Below are 16767 nucleotides of genomic sequence, written 5' to 3'. Positions count from 1 at the left end.
GCTTTCCGGCGGGCCTAGCGCCCGGCCTTGGGGGCCTTCCAGCGGGCGATGCCGCGGGCCACCAGGTTGAGGATCATGACGAAGGCGATCAGGACCAGGGCCGCTGCCCAGGCGCGGTCGTAGGACGCGGCCTCCCCGATCTTGTACTGCTCGTAGATGTAGAAGGGCAGCGACGACTGGGCGCCTTCGAAGGGGTTGGTGTTGATCAGCTGGCTGCCGAAGACCAGCAGGATGATCGGGGCGGTCTCGCCGGCGATGCGGGCGACGGCGAGCATGACGCCGGTCGCGATGCCGCCGATCGCGGTCGGCAGGACCACCTTCAGGATCGTGCGCCACTTCGGGATGCCGAGGGCGAGCGATGCCTCGCGGAGCTCGTTGGGGACGAGCTTGAGCATCTCCTCGGTGGAGCGGACGACGACCGGGATCATCAGGATCGTCAGGGCGAGCGAGCCCATCAGGCCGGACGGTTCCAGGCCCGCGATGAGCATGATCGAGAGGATGAAGAGGCCGGCCACGATCGACGGGATGCCGGTCATGACGTCGACGAAGAAGGTGACGGCTCTGGCCAGCGCGCCCTTGCCGTACTCCACCAGGTAGACGGCGGTGAGCAGGCCGAGCGGGGCGGAGATCAGGGTGGCGATGCCGACCTGTTCCAGGGTGCCGATCAGCGCGTGGTAGACGCCGCCGCTGGCCTCGGGCCCGAGGACACCGGCCATCGAGTGGGTCAGGAAGTAGCCGTCCAGGCGTTCGGAGCCGCGGCTGACGGTCGTCCAGAGCAGCGAGGCCAGCGGGACGACGGCGAGCAGGAAGCACACCCAGACCAGGCTGGTGGCGAGGCGGTCGCGGGCCTGGCGCTGGTTCTCGACCACGCTGGTGGCGACGTACGAGATGACCAGGAAGAACAGCGCGGAGATCAGGCCCCACTGCACACGGCTCTGCCAGCCGGCGGCGAGGCTCAGGCCGATGCCGAGGACGATCGCGACGACGGCGAAGCCGAGCGGCGCGAGGCGCGGCAGGGACCGGCTGCTGAGGCTGCCCTTCGGGGCGGCCGGTGCGGGCGTCGGGAGCTCCTGGACGCCGGGGGTGGTGGTGGCGTGGCTCATGCGTTGGCCCCCGAGTACTCCTTGCGGCGGGCGATGATGAGCCGGGCCGCGCCGTTGACCAGCAGGGTGAGGACGAAGAGGACCAGGCCGGAGGCGATCAGGGCGTCCCGCCCGAACGCGTCGGCCTCGCCGAACTTCGCCGCGATGTTCTGGGCGAACGTCCCGCCGCCCGGGTTGAGCACGTGCAGCGAGATCAGGAAGTTCGGCGACAGGACGGTGGCGACGGCCATCGTCTCGCCGAGCGCGCGGCCGAGGCCCAGCATCGACGCGGAGATCACGCCGGAGCGGCCGAAGGGCAGGACCGAGAGGCGGATGACCTCCCAGCGCGTGGCGCCGAGGGCGAGCGCGGCCTCCTCGTTCATCCGGGGGACCTGGAGGAAGACCTCCCGGCTGACGCTGGTCACGATCGGGAGGATCATGACCGCGAGGAGGATGCCGACGGTGAAGAGGGAGCGGGCGACGCCGATCTCGGTCTTCTCGAAGACGTAGGTCCAGCCGAAGAACTGGTCGAGCCAGAGGTTGAGCCCCTCCAGGTACGGCACGAGGACGAGGGCGCCCCAGATGCCGTAGACGATGCTGGGGACGGCGGCGAGCAGGTCGATGACGTAGGCGATCGGGCCGGCCAGCTTGCGCGGGGCGTAGTGCGAGATGAACAGGGCGATGCCGACGGCGACGGGGACCGCGATGACCATCGCGATCACGGAGCTGACGACGGTCCCGAAGAGCAGGACGGCGATGCCGAAGACGGGCGGGTCACCGGCCGGGTTCCAGTCGAAGGTGGTGAGGAAGTTGCCCTCGTCCTTCGAGATGGCGATCGCGGCGCGGTAGGTGAGGAACACGGCGATCGACGCCATGATCACCAGGAGCAGGATGCCGGAGCCGCGTGAGAGGCCGAGGAAGATCCGGTCGCCGGCGCGGCCCGTGGACCGGGGGCGGGGTCGCCTGCCCGGTGGGGTCTGTATCTGTTGTGTGGTGGAAGCCATGGTCTTTCCGGTCTGTGTGGGGGAGCCGGGGCTCCCCTGGCGGCGGTGCACCGGAGGGGTGGCGGCCGGTCCGGAGGGGTGTTCCGGGCCGGCCGCCGGATGCGCTGGGTGTCGTCCGGCCGGTTACGAGAGGCCGGCGACGGTCTCGCGGACCTTGGCGTTGATCTCCTCGGGGATCGGGGCGTAGCCCGCCTCGGTGAGGAGCTTCTGGCCGTCCGCCGAGGCGGTGTAGGTCAGGAAGGACTTCACGGTGCCGAGGGTGTCGGCCTTGTTGCCGGTGTCGCAGACGACCTCGTAGGTGACGAGGACCAGCGGGTAGGCGCCCTCGGCCTTGGTCGTGTAGTCGAGGTCGAGCGCCAGGTCCTTGCCGGTGCCCTTGATCTTGGCGGCGGCGATGGCCTTCGAGGCGTTCTCGGAGGACGCCTTGACCGGGGCGGAGCCGCCGGTGTCGATGTCGACCGTGGAGATCTGCTGCGAGGTGGCGTAGGACAGCTCGAAGTAGCCGATGGAGCCGTCGACCTGCTTGACCTGGGTGGCGACACCGGAGGAGCCGGACGCGGCCTGGCCGCCGGGGGCGGGCCACTTCTTCTCGGCCTCGTACGTCCAGTCCTTCGGGGCGGCCGCGCCGAGGTACTTGCCGAGGTTCTGCGTGGTGCCGGAGTCCTCGGAGCGGTGGAAGGGCTGGATCGCCTTGTCCGGCAGCTTGGCGTCGGGGTTGAGCTTGGCGATCGCCTCGTCGTTCCACTTCTTGATCTTCGTGTCGAAGATCTTGGCGAGGGTGGGGGCGTCCAGGGTCAGGCTGTCGACGCCCTCGAGGTGGAAGCCGACGGCGATCGGGCCGCCGACCATCGGGAGGTTGATGCCCTGGCCGGTCTTGCAGATCTTCTTGGAGTCGGCGACCTCCTCGGGCTTCAGCGCCGAGTCGGAGCCGGCGAAGCCGACGGTGCCCTGGTTGAAGGCGACGATGCCCTCGCCGGACGAGGAGGAGTTGTAGTTGATCTCCACGCCGGAGCAGGCGGCCATGTACTCCTTGACCCAGAGGTCCATGGCGTTCTTCTGCGCGCTGGAGCCGGAGGCGCGCAGCTGGCCCTTGGCGCCGTCGCACTTGACGTTGGACGCGGCCTTCGTCTTGGCGCCGCCGGTGGCGGAGGTGTCGCCGCTGTTGTCGTCCGAACCGCACGCCGTGAGGACCAGGGCGCCGGAGACGGCGAGGGCACCGAGCGCGGTGGCACGAAGCCGGTTCTTGCGCTGAAGCTTCACTTTCGGGTGTTCCTTCCAGAAGCCGCCGCGGCTGCTTGCGGGCGGCGTGCGACGCGGGCGGTGCAGTGGCTGATCGCTGCACCCGGTAGGTCTGAAATTAGGCAGAACAGGTGACGTGGTTTACGGGGGTGAGTGAACGGGGGGTGAACCGTGCGGGGCGACGAGGTTCCCGGGCCCCGGGGCGGCGAAACACGCGTGAGCGGCCCGGTCGCGGGCGCCGGTTCCGTCCTCAAACGCCGGACGGGCTGGGGTTCTGCGGCAGTGTCCTCAGTGCCGCTTCCAGCACCTCGCGGTCGCGCGGCTGGGTCAGACGCTCGCGGGCGGCCGCCGGCGGCAGCCACAGCACCGCGTCCACCTCGTGGTTCGGGGCGAAGGAGCCCGCGGTGGCCTCGGCGGACCAGTACGTGACCTCCTTCGGGCGCCCGTTCGCGACGTACCGCACCATGGGCAGCACGGCCCCCGGCACACAGTGGTGGCCCGTCTCCTCCAGGACCTCGCGGACCGCCGCCTCCCGCGGGGACTCGCCGCGTTTCAGCTTGCCCTTGGGGAACGACCAGTCGTCGTAACGCGGCCGGTGGACGAGGCACAGCTCCACGCCCCCGGCGGGCGCGGGCGGCCGGCGCCACAGGACGCAGCCCGCCGCCCGCACCGTGCCGCTCACGACCGCGCCGCCCCCGTCGTCGCACAGGCCCAGCTCTCGCGGAAGACGGCGCGCGCCGCCTCCACCTCGTGGCGCTGGTCGGCGTGGAGCACGCCCAGGGCGTACGCGGTCGCCGGGGCGATCCTCGGGGTGCGGGCGGCCGTGGCGGCCGCGGCGGCCGCCTCCGCCGCGTCCCGGTGCAGGTCGAGGGCGCGGCCCGGGGCGGCCAGGACCGGGTCGGGGGCGCCGTGCACCACCTCGTGGGCGTAGCGGTGGAGCCGGAGCAGCAGCCGGGTCTGGTGCCAGGGCGCGTCGTGCGCCTCGTTGTACGGCTCCGCCGACTCGTCGGAGGGCAGCGCGGCGACGGCCGCGAGCAGCCGCTGCTCCGCCCGGTCCGCGGGTTCGGCGAGGACGTCACCGGCGGGGCCGGCCGCGGCGGGGGAGAGCGGGACCTCGGAGGCGAGCAGCGCGACGGCGTCGGCCACCGCGTGGAAGCGGGAGGAGCCGAGGGCCTGGAGGGCGGCGGAGTGGGCGCGGGTCCGGGCGAGGGTGAGCTGCCGTTCCAGCAGGGCGCCGGCGCGGGCGGCGCCGACGCCGAGCACGGGGCGGGCCGTTCCCGTGGAGTCGCCGGTACGGGCGGCCGGGAGGACGGGGGCGCCGGAGAGGCCGTGCAGCGCTTCCAGGAGCCGGGTGAGCCGGTCCGCATACGCGTGTTCGCGGGCGAGGGTGCCGGAGAGCCAGGAGAGTTCGGTGCGCAGCTGCTCCGCCCAGAGCGGGTCGAGCGCGGTGCGGAAGGTGCGCAGGGTGGCACCGATCCGGCGGGAGGAGCGGCGCAGTGCGGTGGCGGCCTGTTCGGCGGCGCGCGTTCCGGCGTCCGTGGGGGCGGTGTTCTCGCGGTGCAGGCGCAGGCTGCGCAGGAAGTCGGCGGCCTGGGTGCGCAGATAGGGGCCGAGGACGGCCCCGGCGTTCACGCCGGTGATGCCGGGGGCGTGGGCCGGGGCGGCGGCCTGGGTGTGGTGGTCAGGGCGTCGCACGCCGGCGCCTCCGGGCGTCAATGAGCATTTCCTGTACGTGCCGCAGGGGTTTGCCGTCCGCGTCCACGGAGTGCCGGGTCCAGTTGCCGTCGGGGCCCAGGTGCCAGGAGGAGGTGGTGTCGGCCATGCCGGTCTCCAGGAGGCGGCTGAGGGCGGCGCGGTGGGCGGGGTCGGTGACCCGGACCAGGGCCTCGATGCGGCGGTCGAGGTTGCGGTGCATCATGTCGGCGCTGCCGAACCAGACTTCGGGTTCGCCGCCGTTGCCGAAGGCGAAGACCCGGGAGTGTTCGAGGAAGCGGCCGAGGACCGAGCGGACCCGGATGTTCTCGGAGAGGCCGGTGACGCCGGGGCGGATCGCGCAGATGCCGCGCACCCAGATGTCGACGGGGACGCCGGCCTGGGCGGCCCGGTAGCAGGCGTCGATGATCGCCTCGTCCACCATCGAGTTGACCTTGATGCGTACGTAGGCGGGGCGGCCCGCGCGGTGGTGCGTGACTTCCTTGGTGATGCGGGCGACCAGGCCGTCGCGCAGCGACTTGGGGGCGACGAGGAGGCGGCGGTAGGTCTCGCGGCGGGAGTAGCCGGAGAGCCGGTTGAAGAGGTCGGAGAGGTCGGCGCCGACCTGCGGGTCGGCGGTGAGCAGCCCCAGGTCCTCGTAGAGCCTGGCCGTCTTGGGGTGGTAGTTGCCGGTGCCGACGTGCGAGTAGCGGCGCAGGGTGTCGCCCTCCTGGCGGACGACGAGGGAGAGCTTGCAGTGGGTCTTCAGGCCGACGAGCCCGTAGACGACGTGGCAGCCCGCCTCTTCGAGCTTGCGCGCCCATTTGATGTTGGCCTGCTCGTCGAAGCGGGCCTTGATCTCGACCAGGACGAGGACCTGTTTGCCGGATTCGGCGGCGTCGATGAGGGCGTCCACTATCGGCGAGTCGCCGGAGGTCCGGTACAGCGTCTGCTTGATCGCGAGGACGTCCGGGTCGCCCGCCGCCTGTTCCAGGAACGCCTGGACGGAGGTGGAGAAGGAGTCGTACGGGTGGTGCAGCAGCACGTCGCGCTCGCGCACGGCGGCGAAGATGTCCGGGGCGGACGCGGACTCGACCTCGGCGAGGTCGCGGTGGGTGCCCGCGATGAACTTGGGGTACTTCAGCTCGGGGCGGTCCAGTGACGCTATGCCGAAGAGGCCGGTGAGGTCGAGGGGACCCGGCAGCGGGTAGACCTCGGCGTCGGACACCTTCAGCTCGCGGACCAGCAGGTCCAGCACGTACGGGTCGATGGACTCCTCGACCTCCAGGCGGACCGGCGGGCCGAAGCGGCGGCGCATCAGCTCCTTCTCCAGGGCCTTGAGGAGGTTCTCGGCGTCGTCCTCCTCGACCTCCAGGTCCTCGTTCCTGGTGACCCGGAACATGTGGTGGGCCAGCACCTCCATCCCCGGGAACAGTTCCTCCAGGTGGGCCGCGATGACGTCCTCTATGGGGACGTAGCGCTGGGGCGACGCCTCCAGGAAGCGGGTCAGCAGCGGCGGCACCTTGACCCGGGCGAAGTGGCGGTGGCCGCTGACCGGATTGCGTACGACGACGGCGAGGTTCAGCGACAGGCCGGAGATGTACGGGAAGGGGTGGGCCGGGTCCACGGCGAGGGGGGTGAGGACGGGGAAGACGCGCTGCCGGAAGAAGGTGAACAGCCGGGCCTGCTCCTTGTCGGTCAGCTCCGGCCAGCGGATCAGCTGGATGCCCTCGTCGGACAGGGCGGGGGCGACGTCCTGCTGGTAGCAGGCGGCGTGCCGGGCCATGAGCTCGCGCGAGCGGGTCCAGATCAGGTCCAGCACCTCGCGGGGCTGGAGGCCGGATGCGGACCGGGTGGCGACCCCGGTCGCGATGCGGCGCTTCAGGCCGGCGACCCGGACCATGAAGAACTCGTCCAGGTTCGACGCGAAGATCGCCAGGAAGTTGGCCCGCTCCAGGAGGGGCGTGGTCGGGTCCTCGGCCAGTTCGAGGACGCGTTCGTTGAACGCGAGCCAGCTGCGTTCCCGGTCCAGGAAGCGGCCCTGCGGCAGCTCGTCGCCGTCCACCTCGGGTTCGTAGGCGTCGGCGTCGGCGTCGATGTCGGGGTCGAAATCGGCGGCGGTGGACAGGGCCGCGCTCCTCCCGGAGGCGGCGACGGCATGCGGCCGGTGTGCGGCGAGGGCACCGACGGAGGGCTGGGCGGCGGGCTGGACCGGGACCTCGGAGCTGGGCTGCTGGCTCATGAGCCCATTGTTCCGCCCGGAGCGCTCCGGGGGCGCGTCGGAGGAGGACGAGATCGCGTGGACGGCGCGGTCGGGGCGCGTTCTGCCGGTATTTCGCCCGTTGCGGGGGGACGGCACAGCTGGCTGCATCCTGCGAGGGTCGCAAGGCCGTCTGAATGCGTGGTTACGACGACATGACGTGCGGGAAGCGGTGGGTGGCCGTGTGTGGGGGTCCCGTCCGGGGCAGGGGCCCCGGACGGGTTTGGAAACGGCTCAGGCGTGGTAGCGGCGCAGGACCCGGAAGGCGAGGGCGGTGGCGGCTGCCGCCAGGACGAGCAGGATGCCGGTTTCCATGAGCTGGAGGGGCCAGAAATGGGAGGCCTGGTGGTAGTCGACGAAGCTGGTGACCCCGCCCTGGTCCTTCAGGCAGTCCGGACCCGCGGTGCCCCTGGCGAAGCAATCCTTCCAGTACAGCTCCTTGCCCGAGGCGGTGAGCATGCCCGATTCGACGGGCCACGCGTTGCCGCTGGGCCACGGGTCGTGGCCGAGGCCGCGGGTGGCGGGCCAAAGCTCGTAGCGCCGCTTGCCGAAGCCGTACATGACCGTGCCCAGGACCACGGCCGTGAGGGCCATGGCCGGGAGCGTGCGGCGTACGAGGACGGCGCACAGCGCTCCGAGGGCGACGGCGAACAGGGCGTAGGCGAGGGCGACCGGGCCGAGGGCGGGGTAGACGCCGCTTCGGGACCAGCTGAGTTCGTAGGGAGAGTCACCGAGGACGCCCGACCGGCCCCACCGGTAGACGAGCACCAGCACGGTCACGCCGGCGGTCGCCAGGACGGCCGGCAGGGCGAGCCGGGCCGCGAGCCAGCGGGCGGGTGAGACCGACTGGGCCCAGGCGAAGCGGACTGTGCCGTTCTCCAGTTCGCGGGCGATCAGCGGGCCCGCGACGAAGACCCCGATGAGCACGGAGAGCACCAGGAGGGCGGCCCCCCCACCCGACAGGTAGGTCTGGGTCGCGCTGCGGGCGTAGGTGGCCAGATAGGTGCCGTCGCCGCAGCGCGTGGTGTCGCCGTCCGGGCAGTTCTCGTGCCCGGACGCGACCCAGATCCGCAGCCCGATCACGAAGGCGATGCCGAGGACCACGAGTATGCCGCCCGCCCACAGGGCACGGCGCTGCATGCGTACGACGACGCGCGCCGGGGCGCGCAGGGCAAGCGCGCTCATGCCGCCACCGCCTGACGGCTCGTCGTGCTCGGGGTGAGCAGCGCCGGGGCCTCCGGGGAGCGCAGGTGGGCGAGCAACAGCTCCTCCAGGGTGGGCTCGGATCGCTCCCAGGCAGGGTCGACCGCCCCCTCCGGGCGGACCAGGGCGGTCAGGGCGCGGCCGGTCGTGCGGGATTCGATCACCGTGTGCGGGGCCAGGTCGCGGACCGGGCCCGTGAGGACGGCGTGCGCCGCGATCAGGTCGTCCGTCTCGCCGCCGAGGCGGATGTGGCCGCCGTCCACCAGGAGGAGGTGGTCGCAGGCGCCCTCCAGCTCACTGAGGATGTGCGAGGACATCACGATGGTCGTCCGGTGCTCGGCGGCCTCGGCCATGAGGGCGCCCATCAACTGGTGGCGGGCGAGGGGATCGAGGTCGGCCATCGGCTCGTCCAGAAGCAGCAGTTCGGCGCGCTTGCCCAGCGCGAGGGCGAGGGCGAGCCGGGTGCGCTGACCGCCCGAGAGGTCGCGGACCTTCATGCCCGGGGGCAGCGGTTCGGCGATGCGCGCCGCCGCCTCCCGGTCCCAGCCGACCGGGTTCAGCTCCGCACCGGCCCACAGGGTTTCGGCGACCGTCAACTGCGGGTAGAGCGGCTTGTCCTGGGCCACGTAGGCCATCCGGGCACGCGTCTCGCCGGGCGCCGAGTCCAGGACCCGCAGCGTTCCCTCGGCCGGCCGCAGGAGACCCGCCGCCAGGGCGAGCAGGGTGGACTTCCCGGCGCCGTTCGGCCCGACGAGCGCGCAGACGGCTCCGGCGGGCAGCCGGAACGTGCAGTCCCGCAGCGCCCAGCCGCCTCCGCGGCCCCGGTATCTCATGCCGAGCCCTTCGGCCTCCAGCGCGGTACCTGTCATCGGTCCTGTTCCCCCTCGAATGTGCTGTCCAGTACGGCGGTGAAGAGCGCGCTCACGTCGTCGCGTTCGAGTCCGGCCGCCCGCGCCCTGCCCGCCCAGGCGGTGAGCTCGGCGCGCAGCGGGGAGTCGTCGGCGGCCGCCGCGCCACCGAGCGACCGGGTGACGAAGGTGCCGAGGCCGCGCCGGGCCTCGACCAGCCCTTCGCGTTCGAGCTCGCGGTACGCCTTGAGCACGGTGTTCGGGTTGATCGCGGTCGCCTCGACCACCTCCCGGGCGGTGGGCAGCCGGTCGCCCGGTTCCAGCAGGCCCAGGCGCAGGGCCTGTCTGGTCTGCTGGACGATCTGGAGGTAGGTGGCGACGCCGCTGCGCCGGTCGATGCGGAACTCGACTGCCGCGGACTCTGCCATCTTCACCCTTTCACTAATTGAGTAGTGAAAGGGTGTCGTAAGGGAGGGGGCGGCGTCAAGCGAAGCCGCCCCCGGGCAAGTTGAGGAAGGGTCAGGACTCCGTGCGGTACATCAGGTCGACCTCGTGCGTCGTGAAGCCCATGCGCTCGTACACCGCGAGCGCCGCCGGGTTGTCCGCGTCGACGTAGAGCATCGCGGTCGGCAGGCCCTCCGCCGCCAGGTGGTGCAGGCCGATCGCGGTGAGGGCCTTGCCGAGGCCGCCGCCCTGCGCGTCGGGCCTGATGCCGACCACGTAGACCTCGCCGAGCTGCTCCTCGGCGTGCACCTTCGTCCAGTGGAAGCCGATCAGCTCCGCGCCGCCCGCGCCGTCCTCGCGCTCGGCCAGGAAGAAGCCCTTCGGGTCGAACCAGGGCTCGGCCTTGCGGTCGTCCAGGTCGCGCTGGGTCAGGGAGCCCTGCTCGGGGTGGTGGGCGAAGGCCGCGCGGTTGACCGCGAGCCAGGCGGCGTCGTCCTCGCCCGGGACGAAGGTGCGCACGGCGACGCCCGGGGGGAGGACCGGGTCGGAGAGGTTCAGCGGGCTCAACGGGCGGCGCAGCTGGCGCAGTTCCCGGAACAGGGAGAGGCCGAGGACCTGGGCGAGATGGCGCGCCGCGGCCTTCCCGCCGTGCGCCCAGACCCGCAGCCGCTTCCCGGTGGCGGCGAGCAGGGCGGCCCCGAGCGCGCGGCCGTGGCCGCGGCCCCGGTGCGAGGGGTGCACGACCAGCTCGGCGGCCGGTGCCTCCACGGGGTCGGTGTCCTCCAGTTGCGCGTACCCGGCGAGCACGCCTCCGGCGGTCAGCAGGAAGTGCCGTACGCCTTCGCGCTGTCCGCCTCGAAGTTGCAGACGGCCCTGCTCCGAGACGGCCTGCCGGCCGTCGGCCCGCGCGGCCTCGGCGAGCAGGTCGAGCACGGCCGCGGCCTGGTCGGGGGAGAGGGTGTCGAGGGTCTGGATCTCGCGTCCGGGTGCGGGGAGGGGTGCGTCTGTCGTCATGTGTACGAGCGTATGCGGCTGCGGCCCGCACCGGTCGGCAACCACTTCGTAACCCCGTACACCTGTCGCGCTACGCGCGTTGACTCTAGGCTGCGGCTCGTACTTCACCCGCTGAACTCACAAGGGGACCGATGTCAGCGACACCGCAGAAGAACCGGGCGTCACGGCGGGTGCTCGCCGCCGCGGCCGGTCTTGCCACCGTGGGCGCGCTCGTCGCCGCCATGCCGGCCGACGCCCACGGGCACCACACGCCGGCCTCGACCGTCGACGTCCAACTGCTGTCCTTCAACGACCTGCACGGCACCCTGGAGCCGCCGGCCGGGTCGTCCGGAACGGTCAACGAGACACAGCCCGACGGCTCGGTGAAGCCGGTCCCGGCCGGCGGCGTGGAGTACCTCGCCGCCTCGCTGCGCTCCGCCCGCAAGGGCCACCCGTACTCCATCACCGCGGCCGGCGGCGACATGGTCGGCGCGAGCCCGCTGCTGTCGGGGCTCTTCCACGACGAGCCGACCATCGAGGCGCTGAACAAGATCGACCTCGACGTGACGAGCGTCGGCAACCACGAGTTCGACGAGGGCGCGACCGAGCTGGCGCGCCTGCAGAACGGTGGCTGCCACCCGGTCGAGGGGTGCTACGAGAAGGGCAAGAAGTTCCAGGGCGCCGACTTCCCGTACCTCGCGGCCAATGTGACGGACGAGAAGTCCGGGAAGCCGATCCTCAAGCCGTACACCGTGTGGAAGAAGAACGGCGTCAAGATCGGCTTCATCGGGGTGACCCTGGAGGGCACGCCGAACATCGTGACGGCCAACGGCGTCAAGGGACTCAAGTTCCACGACGAGGTCGAGACGATCAACAAGTACGCCAAGGAGCTGGACCGCCAGGGCGTGAAGTCGATCGTCGCGCTCATCCACGAGGGCGGTCTGCCCGCCTCCTCCTCATACAACTACGACTGCGACAGCCCGGGCGCCGGTGACGGCATCTCCGGGCCGATCACGGACATCGCCAAGGGCATCACGCCGAAGGTGGACGCCCTGGTCACGGGCCACACCCACCAGGCGTACGTCTGCACCATCCCGGACCCCGCGGGCAACCCGCGCCTGGTCACCTCGGCGGCCTCCTTCGGCCGGCTGTACACGGACACGACGCTGACGTACGACCGCCGCACCGGCGACATCGTGCGCACGGCGGTGGAGGGCAGCAGCAAGGAGGGCGCGAAGCACCCGGCACCGTCGAACCCGGTCTCCGCGAACCACCTCGTCAGCCGCGACCAGAAGCCCGCCAAGGACATGACGAAACTGATCGCCCGCTGGAACACGCTCGCGGCCCCGATCTCGAACCGGCCGCAGGGCTACATCTCCGCCGACATCGACGGCCGCGGCTCCACGGCCCTGGAGAAGCCGCTCGGCGACCTGATCGCCGACGCCCAGCTGGAGGGCCTGGCCCCGGCGGACAAGGGCGGGGCGGTCGTCGCCTTCATGAACCCGGGCGGCATCCGTTCGGACCTGGTCTACAAGGCGTCCGGCAGTGAGGGCGACGGGGTCGTCACCTACGGCGAGTCGTTCACCGTGCAGCCGTTCACCAACATGATGAACGTCGTGGACCTGACCGGCGCCCAGCTCGTCAGCGCCCTCCAGCAGCAGGTCAGCGGCTCGAACGAGGCGAGCCCGAAGATCCTCCAGGTCTCCAAGGGCCTCACCTACACGCTGGACATGACCAAGTCCGGCGCGGACCGCGTCGTCACGGACACGATCCGGCTGAACGGCGAGGCGATCGACCCGGGCAGGACGTACCGCGTCGCGATGAACGAGTTCCTGGCGGGCGGCGGCGACGGCTTCGCGGCCCTCGGCGCGGGCACCAACAAGCTGGTCGGCGCCTCCGACCTGGACCTGTTCAACGCCTACCTGGCCGCGCACTCCACGGCCGCGTCCCCGCTGGCCCCGCCGGTGACGGACCGGATCACGGTCGTGAAGTAACACGCGTCCCGCACCGAGGGCCCGTCACCGGAAGGTGGCGGGCCCTCGGCACGCGTGCGGGTGACCTGCCGCCGTGCACGCTCGACAAACACCCGCGCACGTACGACACATCCGACGCCCCCGGCCGCTTCTAGTCTCTGGCCTGAAGTCGCCGTCGTCCGGCGAGGGCTTCCTCCCTTTGGCGAAACGATGATCGGAGCAGTCGTGACACGCAAGCTGTATGTCGGTGCCACAGCCATCGCCCTCGCGCTCGCCGGCGCGCTGACGATCAGTACCCCGGCCAGCGCTTCGGCTTCCTCGGGGTACATCTCGGGAACCGGGTCGGTTCTGGACGACCTGAACGACGAAGGACCTCTGCACTACGGGGACCGCAGCGGTGCGGTCGCGGTGTGGCAGACCATCCTCTGGAACGACGGCTACCTGGGCCCCTACGCCGCGGACGCGGTGGACTGCTCCTTCGGCGCCGACACCCTCGCGGCCACGAAGAAGTGGCAGAAGGCGCACGGCCTGACGGCCGACGGGGTGCCGGGGAAGAACACGTTCACCAAGGCGGGCAAGTACCTGAAGGACGCCGGAACGAACATCTACGGCCAGCGCATCATCCGCTACGACTCCCCGCAGTCCAGCTACCGCCCGCTCGCCGACCGCGATGCGAGCGGACACTGGATCGTCTGGATCGGCACCACGGAGCGCCACGCCTACTACGACCACTGCTGATCGGCTGCGTCACCGCTCCCCACCCCGTCCGGCGGCGGCTGTGGCGCCCCCGGGAGGTTGATCACCGCCTCCGTGCCGCCGCCCGGGGCCGGGGTGAGGGCGATGTCGCCGCCCGACTGCTGGACGGTGCGGGCCACGATCGACAGGCCCAGGCCCGAGCCCGGGAGCTGGCGGGCGGACGGGGAGCGCCAGAAGCGTTCGAAGACGTGGGGGAGTTCGTCGGCGGGGATGCCGGGGCCGTGGTCGCGGACCGTGAGGCGGCCCCGGTGCAGCACCACGTCGACCGTGCCGCGTGACGGGCTGAACTTCACCGCGTTGTCCAGGACGTTGACGATCGCCCGCTCCAGGGCCGCCGGTTCGGCGCGTACGTACCAGGGGGCCAGGTCCTCCGTGATCGTCAGCTCGGGACCGCGCAGCCGGGCGCGGCGGAGGGCGGCCCGGGTGATGTCGTGCAGGGCCACCACCTGGAGCGGGCCCGGCTGGGCGGCGTCCGGGCGGGCCAGCTCCTGGAGGTCGCCGATGAGCGCGGCCAGCTCCGTCATCTGCGCCTTCACCGAGGACATCAGGGCCCTGCGGTCGTCCGGCGGGATGGCCCGGCCGGTCTCGTCGCTGCGGGCCAGCAGCTCCACGTTGGTCCGGAGCGAGGTGAGCGGGGTGCGCAGCTCGTGGCCCGCGTCCGCGATGAGCTGGGCCTGCCGGTCGCGGGAGGTCGCCAGGGACGCGGTCATCGAGTTGAACGACCGGGACAGCCGCGCGATCTCGTCCTCGCCCTCGACGGGGATGCGGACGCTCAGGTCCTCGGTCCTGGCCACGTGCTCGACGGCCTCGGTGAGCTCGTCCACGGGGCGCAGCCCGGACCGGGCGACCCAGAGGCCGGCGGCGCCGGCGCCGATGACGCCGATGCCGCCGACGAGGGCGAGGACCCAGGCGAGGGTGGAGAGCGGTTCGTCGATCTCGCTCAGGGGCCGCGCGATGGTGACGCCGAGGTCGACCCGGGGCTGGTCGAGTCCGGGCCCGCGTGTCGCAGTCACCGGGTAGGTGAAGGCGCGCATCTTCGCACCGTCGGACGCGGTCTCCGTGTGCAGCGGACCGGGCTGGTTGCCGCCGACCACCGCGAGGTCGTCGGCGGTGATCGGGAGTTCGGGGGAGCCGGGGGCGACGCAGGCGTTGCCCTGGCCGTCGATGAGCTGGACGGTGAGGCCGGTGTAGGGCGGGGGCTGCAGCTTGGTGGTGCGCTTGCAGTACTGGTACAGGCTGACCAGGTACTCCTGGTCGACCGTGGACGCGCGCAACGTCTCGTCCTGCCGCTCCTCCAGCTGCTCCCGCACCACGAACCAGCACGCCACCGCCACCGCCGCGACTGCCGCCGCGACCGCCGTCGCGACCAGCAGCGCGAGGCGGGAGCGGAGCGGCAGCGCGCGGACGCGTCGCAGCGGCCCCGTCATCCGTCGCCCCCGCCCGAGCGGAGCGCGTACCCCACACCGCGCACGGTGTGGACGAGGCGTGGTTCGCCGCCGGCCTCCGTCTTGCGGCGCAGGTACATCACGTACACGTCCAGGGAGTTGGAGCTCGGCTCGAAGTCGAAGCCCCATACGGCCTTGAGGATCTGCTCGCGGGTCAGCACCTGGCGGGGGTGGGCGAGGAACATCTCCAGGAGCGTGAATTCGGTACGGGTCAGCTCCACGCGCCGGTTGCCGCGCATGACCTCGCGGGTCGAGAGGTCCATGCGCAGATCGGCGAAGGACAGCACGTTGTCGTCCGGGACGGGGCCGCCCGAGGCCGTCGCGTACGAGCTGCGGCGCAGCAGCGCGCGGATGCGGGCGAACAGTTCGTCCAGTTCGAACGGCTTGACCAGGTAGTCGTCGGCGCCCGCGTCGAGTCCGGTGACGCGGTCGCCGACGGTGTCCCGAGCCGTGAGCATCAGGATGGGCGTGGTGGCGCCCGTGGAGCGGATGCGGCGTGCGGCGGTCAGGCCGTCCATGCGGGGCATCTGGATGTCCAGGACGATGAGGTCGGGGGCGTACGACTCCGCCTTGGCGAGGGCGTCGATGCCGTCGACGGCGACTTCGGTGCCGTATCCCTCGAAGGCGAGGCTGCGTTGCAGGGCCTCGCGCACGGCGGGCTCGTCGTCGACGATCAGGATGCGCTGCGGATCGTCTTCGGCGGGGCTCATCGCTGTCTCGTCCTCTTCTCGGTCGTACGGGCCGGAGCGCGGGGCCCCAGTTTCTCAGCCCCGTACGGTCAGGAGCCGTTCCCGGCCCGCAGGGTGTCGAGGTCGGCCTTCAGGGTGTTCACGGGGATGGCGAAGCCGAGGCCGACGCTGCCCGCGGCGGAGCTGCCCTGGCCGCTCGCGGAGCTCGCCGAGTACATCGCGGAGTTGATGCCGATGATCTCGCCGTTCATGTTGATCAGCGCACCGCCGGAGTTGCCCGGGTTGAGCGAGGCGTCGGTCTGGATGGCCTTGTACGTGGTGGTGGACTCGCCGGTGTCGCCGTTGAACTGCTGCCCGCCGAACTCGAAGGGCCACTGGCGCCCGCCGCCCTGCTGCTCCTGGCTCCGGCCGTTGTCGCCCTCCTTGGCGACCGTGACGTCGCGGTCGAGGGCGGAGACGATGCCGCTGGTGACGGTGCCGGTCAGGCCCTCGGGCGAGCCGATCGCGACGACCTCGTCGCCGACGGCGACCTGCGAGGAGTCGCCGAGGGTGGCCGTCTTCAGGCCGCTCGCGCCCTGGAGCTTGATCAGCGCGAGGTCCTTGTCGGGGTCGGTGCCGACGACGTCGGCGGTGTACGTCTTTCCGGTGCTGAGGGTCACCTTGATCTGCGAGGCGTCCGCGATGACGTGGTTGTTGGTGACGATCTCGCCGTCCGAGGTGATGACCACGCCCGAACCGGTGGACTGGCCGGCCGTCGAGGTCGCGCCGATCTCCACGATGGTCGGGGAGAGCGCCTTGGCCACACCGGCCACTGTGCCCTTGTCGCTCTGCGAGACGGTGGTGCCCGGCACGACACCGCTGCCCGCGGCCGTGGTGGCGGGGTCGTCGGTGAGCCTGCCGATGACCGTCGCGGTGCCGCCGCCGACGATCGCCGCCGCGATGGCCACCGCGGCGAGGAGCGCGACCGGCCTGCGGACCCGGCGGCGGGCGGCGGGCGGCTCGGAGGCCGGGCCCACCGGGTCCGGGAAGACCGGCTGGGCGGGTTGGTATGACGGCGGCGGCGGGTAGGCCGCTTCGCCGTTGCCGTACGAGGGGTACATCGGGTACTCGCCGCTCGGGCGCTGGCTCTCTGTCATGTC

General features: G+C 71.8%; 15 protein-coding genes. 2 read left to right on the top strand and 13 right to left on the bottom strand.

Annotated elements, in window-relative coordinates:
- Positions 1-14 precede the first annotated feature (14 nt).
- The 10 genes from pstA to mshD all read right to left on the bottom strand — a co-directional run bounded on the left by pstA (position 15) and on the right by mshD (position 10786).
- Complete coding sequence (gene pstA / locus AB0L33_RS09670) at positions 15-1103, bottom strand: phosphate ABC transporter permease PstA (RefSeq protein WP_365679352.1); 1089 nt, start codon at positions 1101-1103, stop codon at positions 15-17.
- Positions 1100-2086 (bottom strand): phosphate ABC transporter permease subunit PstC, encoded by a 987-nt coding sequence (pstC, locus tag AB0L33_RS09665; RefSeq protein WP_365679350.1) that lies wholly within the window; start codon positions 2084-2086, stop codon positions 1100-1102. Before pstC ends, pstA begins: the two co-directional genes overlap by 4 nt.
- 123 nt (positions 2087-2209) lie before the next feature.
- Entirely contained in the window at positions 2210-3346 is a 1137-nt protein-coding gene (gene pstS / locus AB0L33_RS09660) for a phosphate ABC transporter substrate-binding protein PstS (RefSeq protein ID WP_365679348.1), read from the bottom strand.
- A 229-nt stretch (positions 3347-3575) separates the two neighbouring features.
- The gene (locus tag AB0L33_RS09655; RefSeq protein ID WP_365679346.1) at positions 3576-4007 is read right to left on the bottom strand and encodes an NUDIX hydrolase; all 432 of its coding nucleotides are present in this window, start codon (positions 4005-4007) and stop codon (positions 3576-3578) included.
- A complete protein-coding gene (locus tag AB0L33_RS09650) occupies positions 4004-5041 on the bottom strand; it encodes a CHAD domain-containing protein (protein ID WP_365679344.1) in 1038 nt (345 codons plus the stop codon). Before AB0L33_RS09650 ends, AB0L33_RS09655 begins: the two co-directional genes overlap by 4 nt.
- Complete coding sequence (locus tag AB0L33_RS09645) at positions 5007-7259, bottom strand: RNA degradosome polyphosphate kinase (RefSeq protein ID WP_365679342.1); 2253 nt, start codon at positions 7257-7259, stop codon at positions 5007-5009. Before AB0L33_RS09645 ends, AB0L33_RS09650 begins: the two co-directional genes overlap by 35 nt.
- Positions 7260-7511: 252 nt before the next feature.
- Positions 7512-8462 carry an ABC transporter permease gene (locus AB0L33_RS09640; protein WP_365679331.1) on the bottom strand — a complete coding sequence of 317 codons (951 nt, stop codon included), beginning with the start codon at positions 8460-8462 and terminating at the stop codon, positions 7512-7514.
- Positions 8459-9349, bottom strand: coding sequence for an ABC transporter ATP-binding protein (locus AB0L33_RS09635; RefSeq protein WP_365679329.1), 891 nt, complete (start codon positions 9347-9349; stop codon positions 8459-8461). Before AB0L33_RS09635 ends, AB0L33_RS09640 begins: the two co-directional genes overlap by 4 nt.
- Positions 9346-9756, bottom strand: a complete 411-nt coding sequence (locus AB0L33_RS09630; RefSeq protein WP_365679327.1) for a GntR family transcriptional regulator — start codon at positions 9754-9756, stop codon at positions 9346-9348. Before AB0L33_RS09630 ends, AB0L33_RS09635 begins: the two co-directional genes overlap by 4 nt.
- 91 nt (positions 9757-9847) lie before the next feature.
- A complete protein-coding gene (gene mshD, locus AB0L33_RS09625) occupies positions 9848-10786 on the bottom strand; it encodes a mycothiol synthase (protein ID WP_365679325.1) in 939 nt (312 codons plus the stop codon).
- A 131-nt stretch (positions 10787-10917) separates the two neighbouring features.
- On the opposite strand from mshD, the gene AB0L33_RS09620 reads away from it, so the two are divergent.
- Both AB0L33_RS09620 and AB0L33_RS09615 read left to right on the top strand, forming a co-directional pair.
- Positions 10918-12759 (top strand): 5'-nucleotidase C-terminal domain-containing protein, encoded by a 1842-nt coding sequence (locus AB0L33_RS09620; protein WP_365679323.1) that lies wholly within the window; start codon positions 10918-10920, stop codon positions 12757-12759.
- A gap of 204 nt (positions 12760-12963) precedes the next feature.
- Entirely contained in the window at positions 12964-13476 is a 513-nt protein-coding gene (locus AB0L33_RS09615; RefSeq protein WP_365679321.1) for a peptidoglycan-binding domain-containing protein, read from the top strand.
- Here AB0L33_RS09615 and AB0L33_RS09610 read toward each other — a convergent pair.
- The 3 genes from AB0L33_RS09610 to AB0L33_RS09600 all read right to left on the bottom strand — a co-directional run bounded on the left by AB0L33_RS09610 (position 13461) and on the right by AB0L33_RS09600 (position 16764).
- Entirely contained in the window at positions 13461-14921 is a 1461-nt protein-coding gene (locus AB0L33_RS09610) for a HAMP domain-containing sensor histidine kinase (protein WP_365679319.1), read from the bottom strand. The two genes, AB0L33_RS09615 and AB0L33_RS09610, sit on opposite strands and share 16 nt — an antisense overlap.
- Positions 14918-15649: a response regulator transcription factor gene (locus AB0L33_RS09605; protein WP_365679317.1), complete on the bottom strand. Its 732-nt coding sequence runs from the start codon at positions 15647-15649 to the stop codon at positions 14918-14920. The genes AB0L33_RS09610 and AB0L33_RS09605 overlap by 4 nt, the downstream gene beginning before the upstream one ends.
- 68 nt (positions 15650-15717) lie before the next feature.
- A complete protein-coding gene (locus tag AB0L33_RS09600; RefSeq protein ID WP_365679315.1) occupies positions 15718-16764 on the bottom strand; it encodes a trypsin-like peptidase domain-containing protein in 1047 nt (348 codons plus the stop codon).
- Between the last annotated feature and the right edge of the window lie 3 nt (positions 16765-16767).

This window comes from Streptomyces sp. NPDC052299, assembly GCF_040679335.1.
Lineage (GTDB): Bacteria > Actinomycetota > Actinomycetes > Streptomycetales > Streptomycetaceae > Streptomyces.
This window is presented reverse-complemented; position numbering and strand designations above follow the sequence as displayed.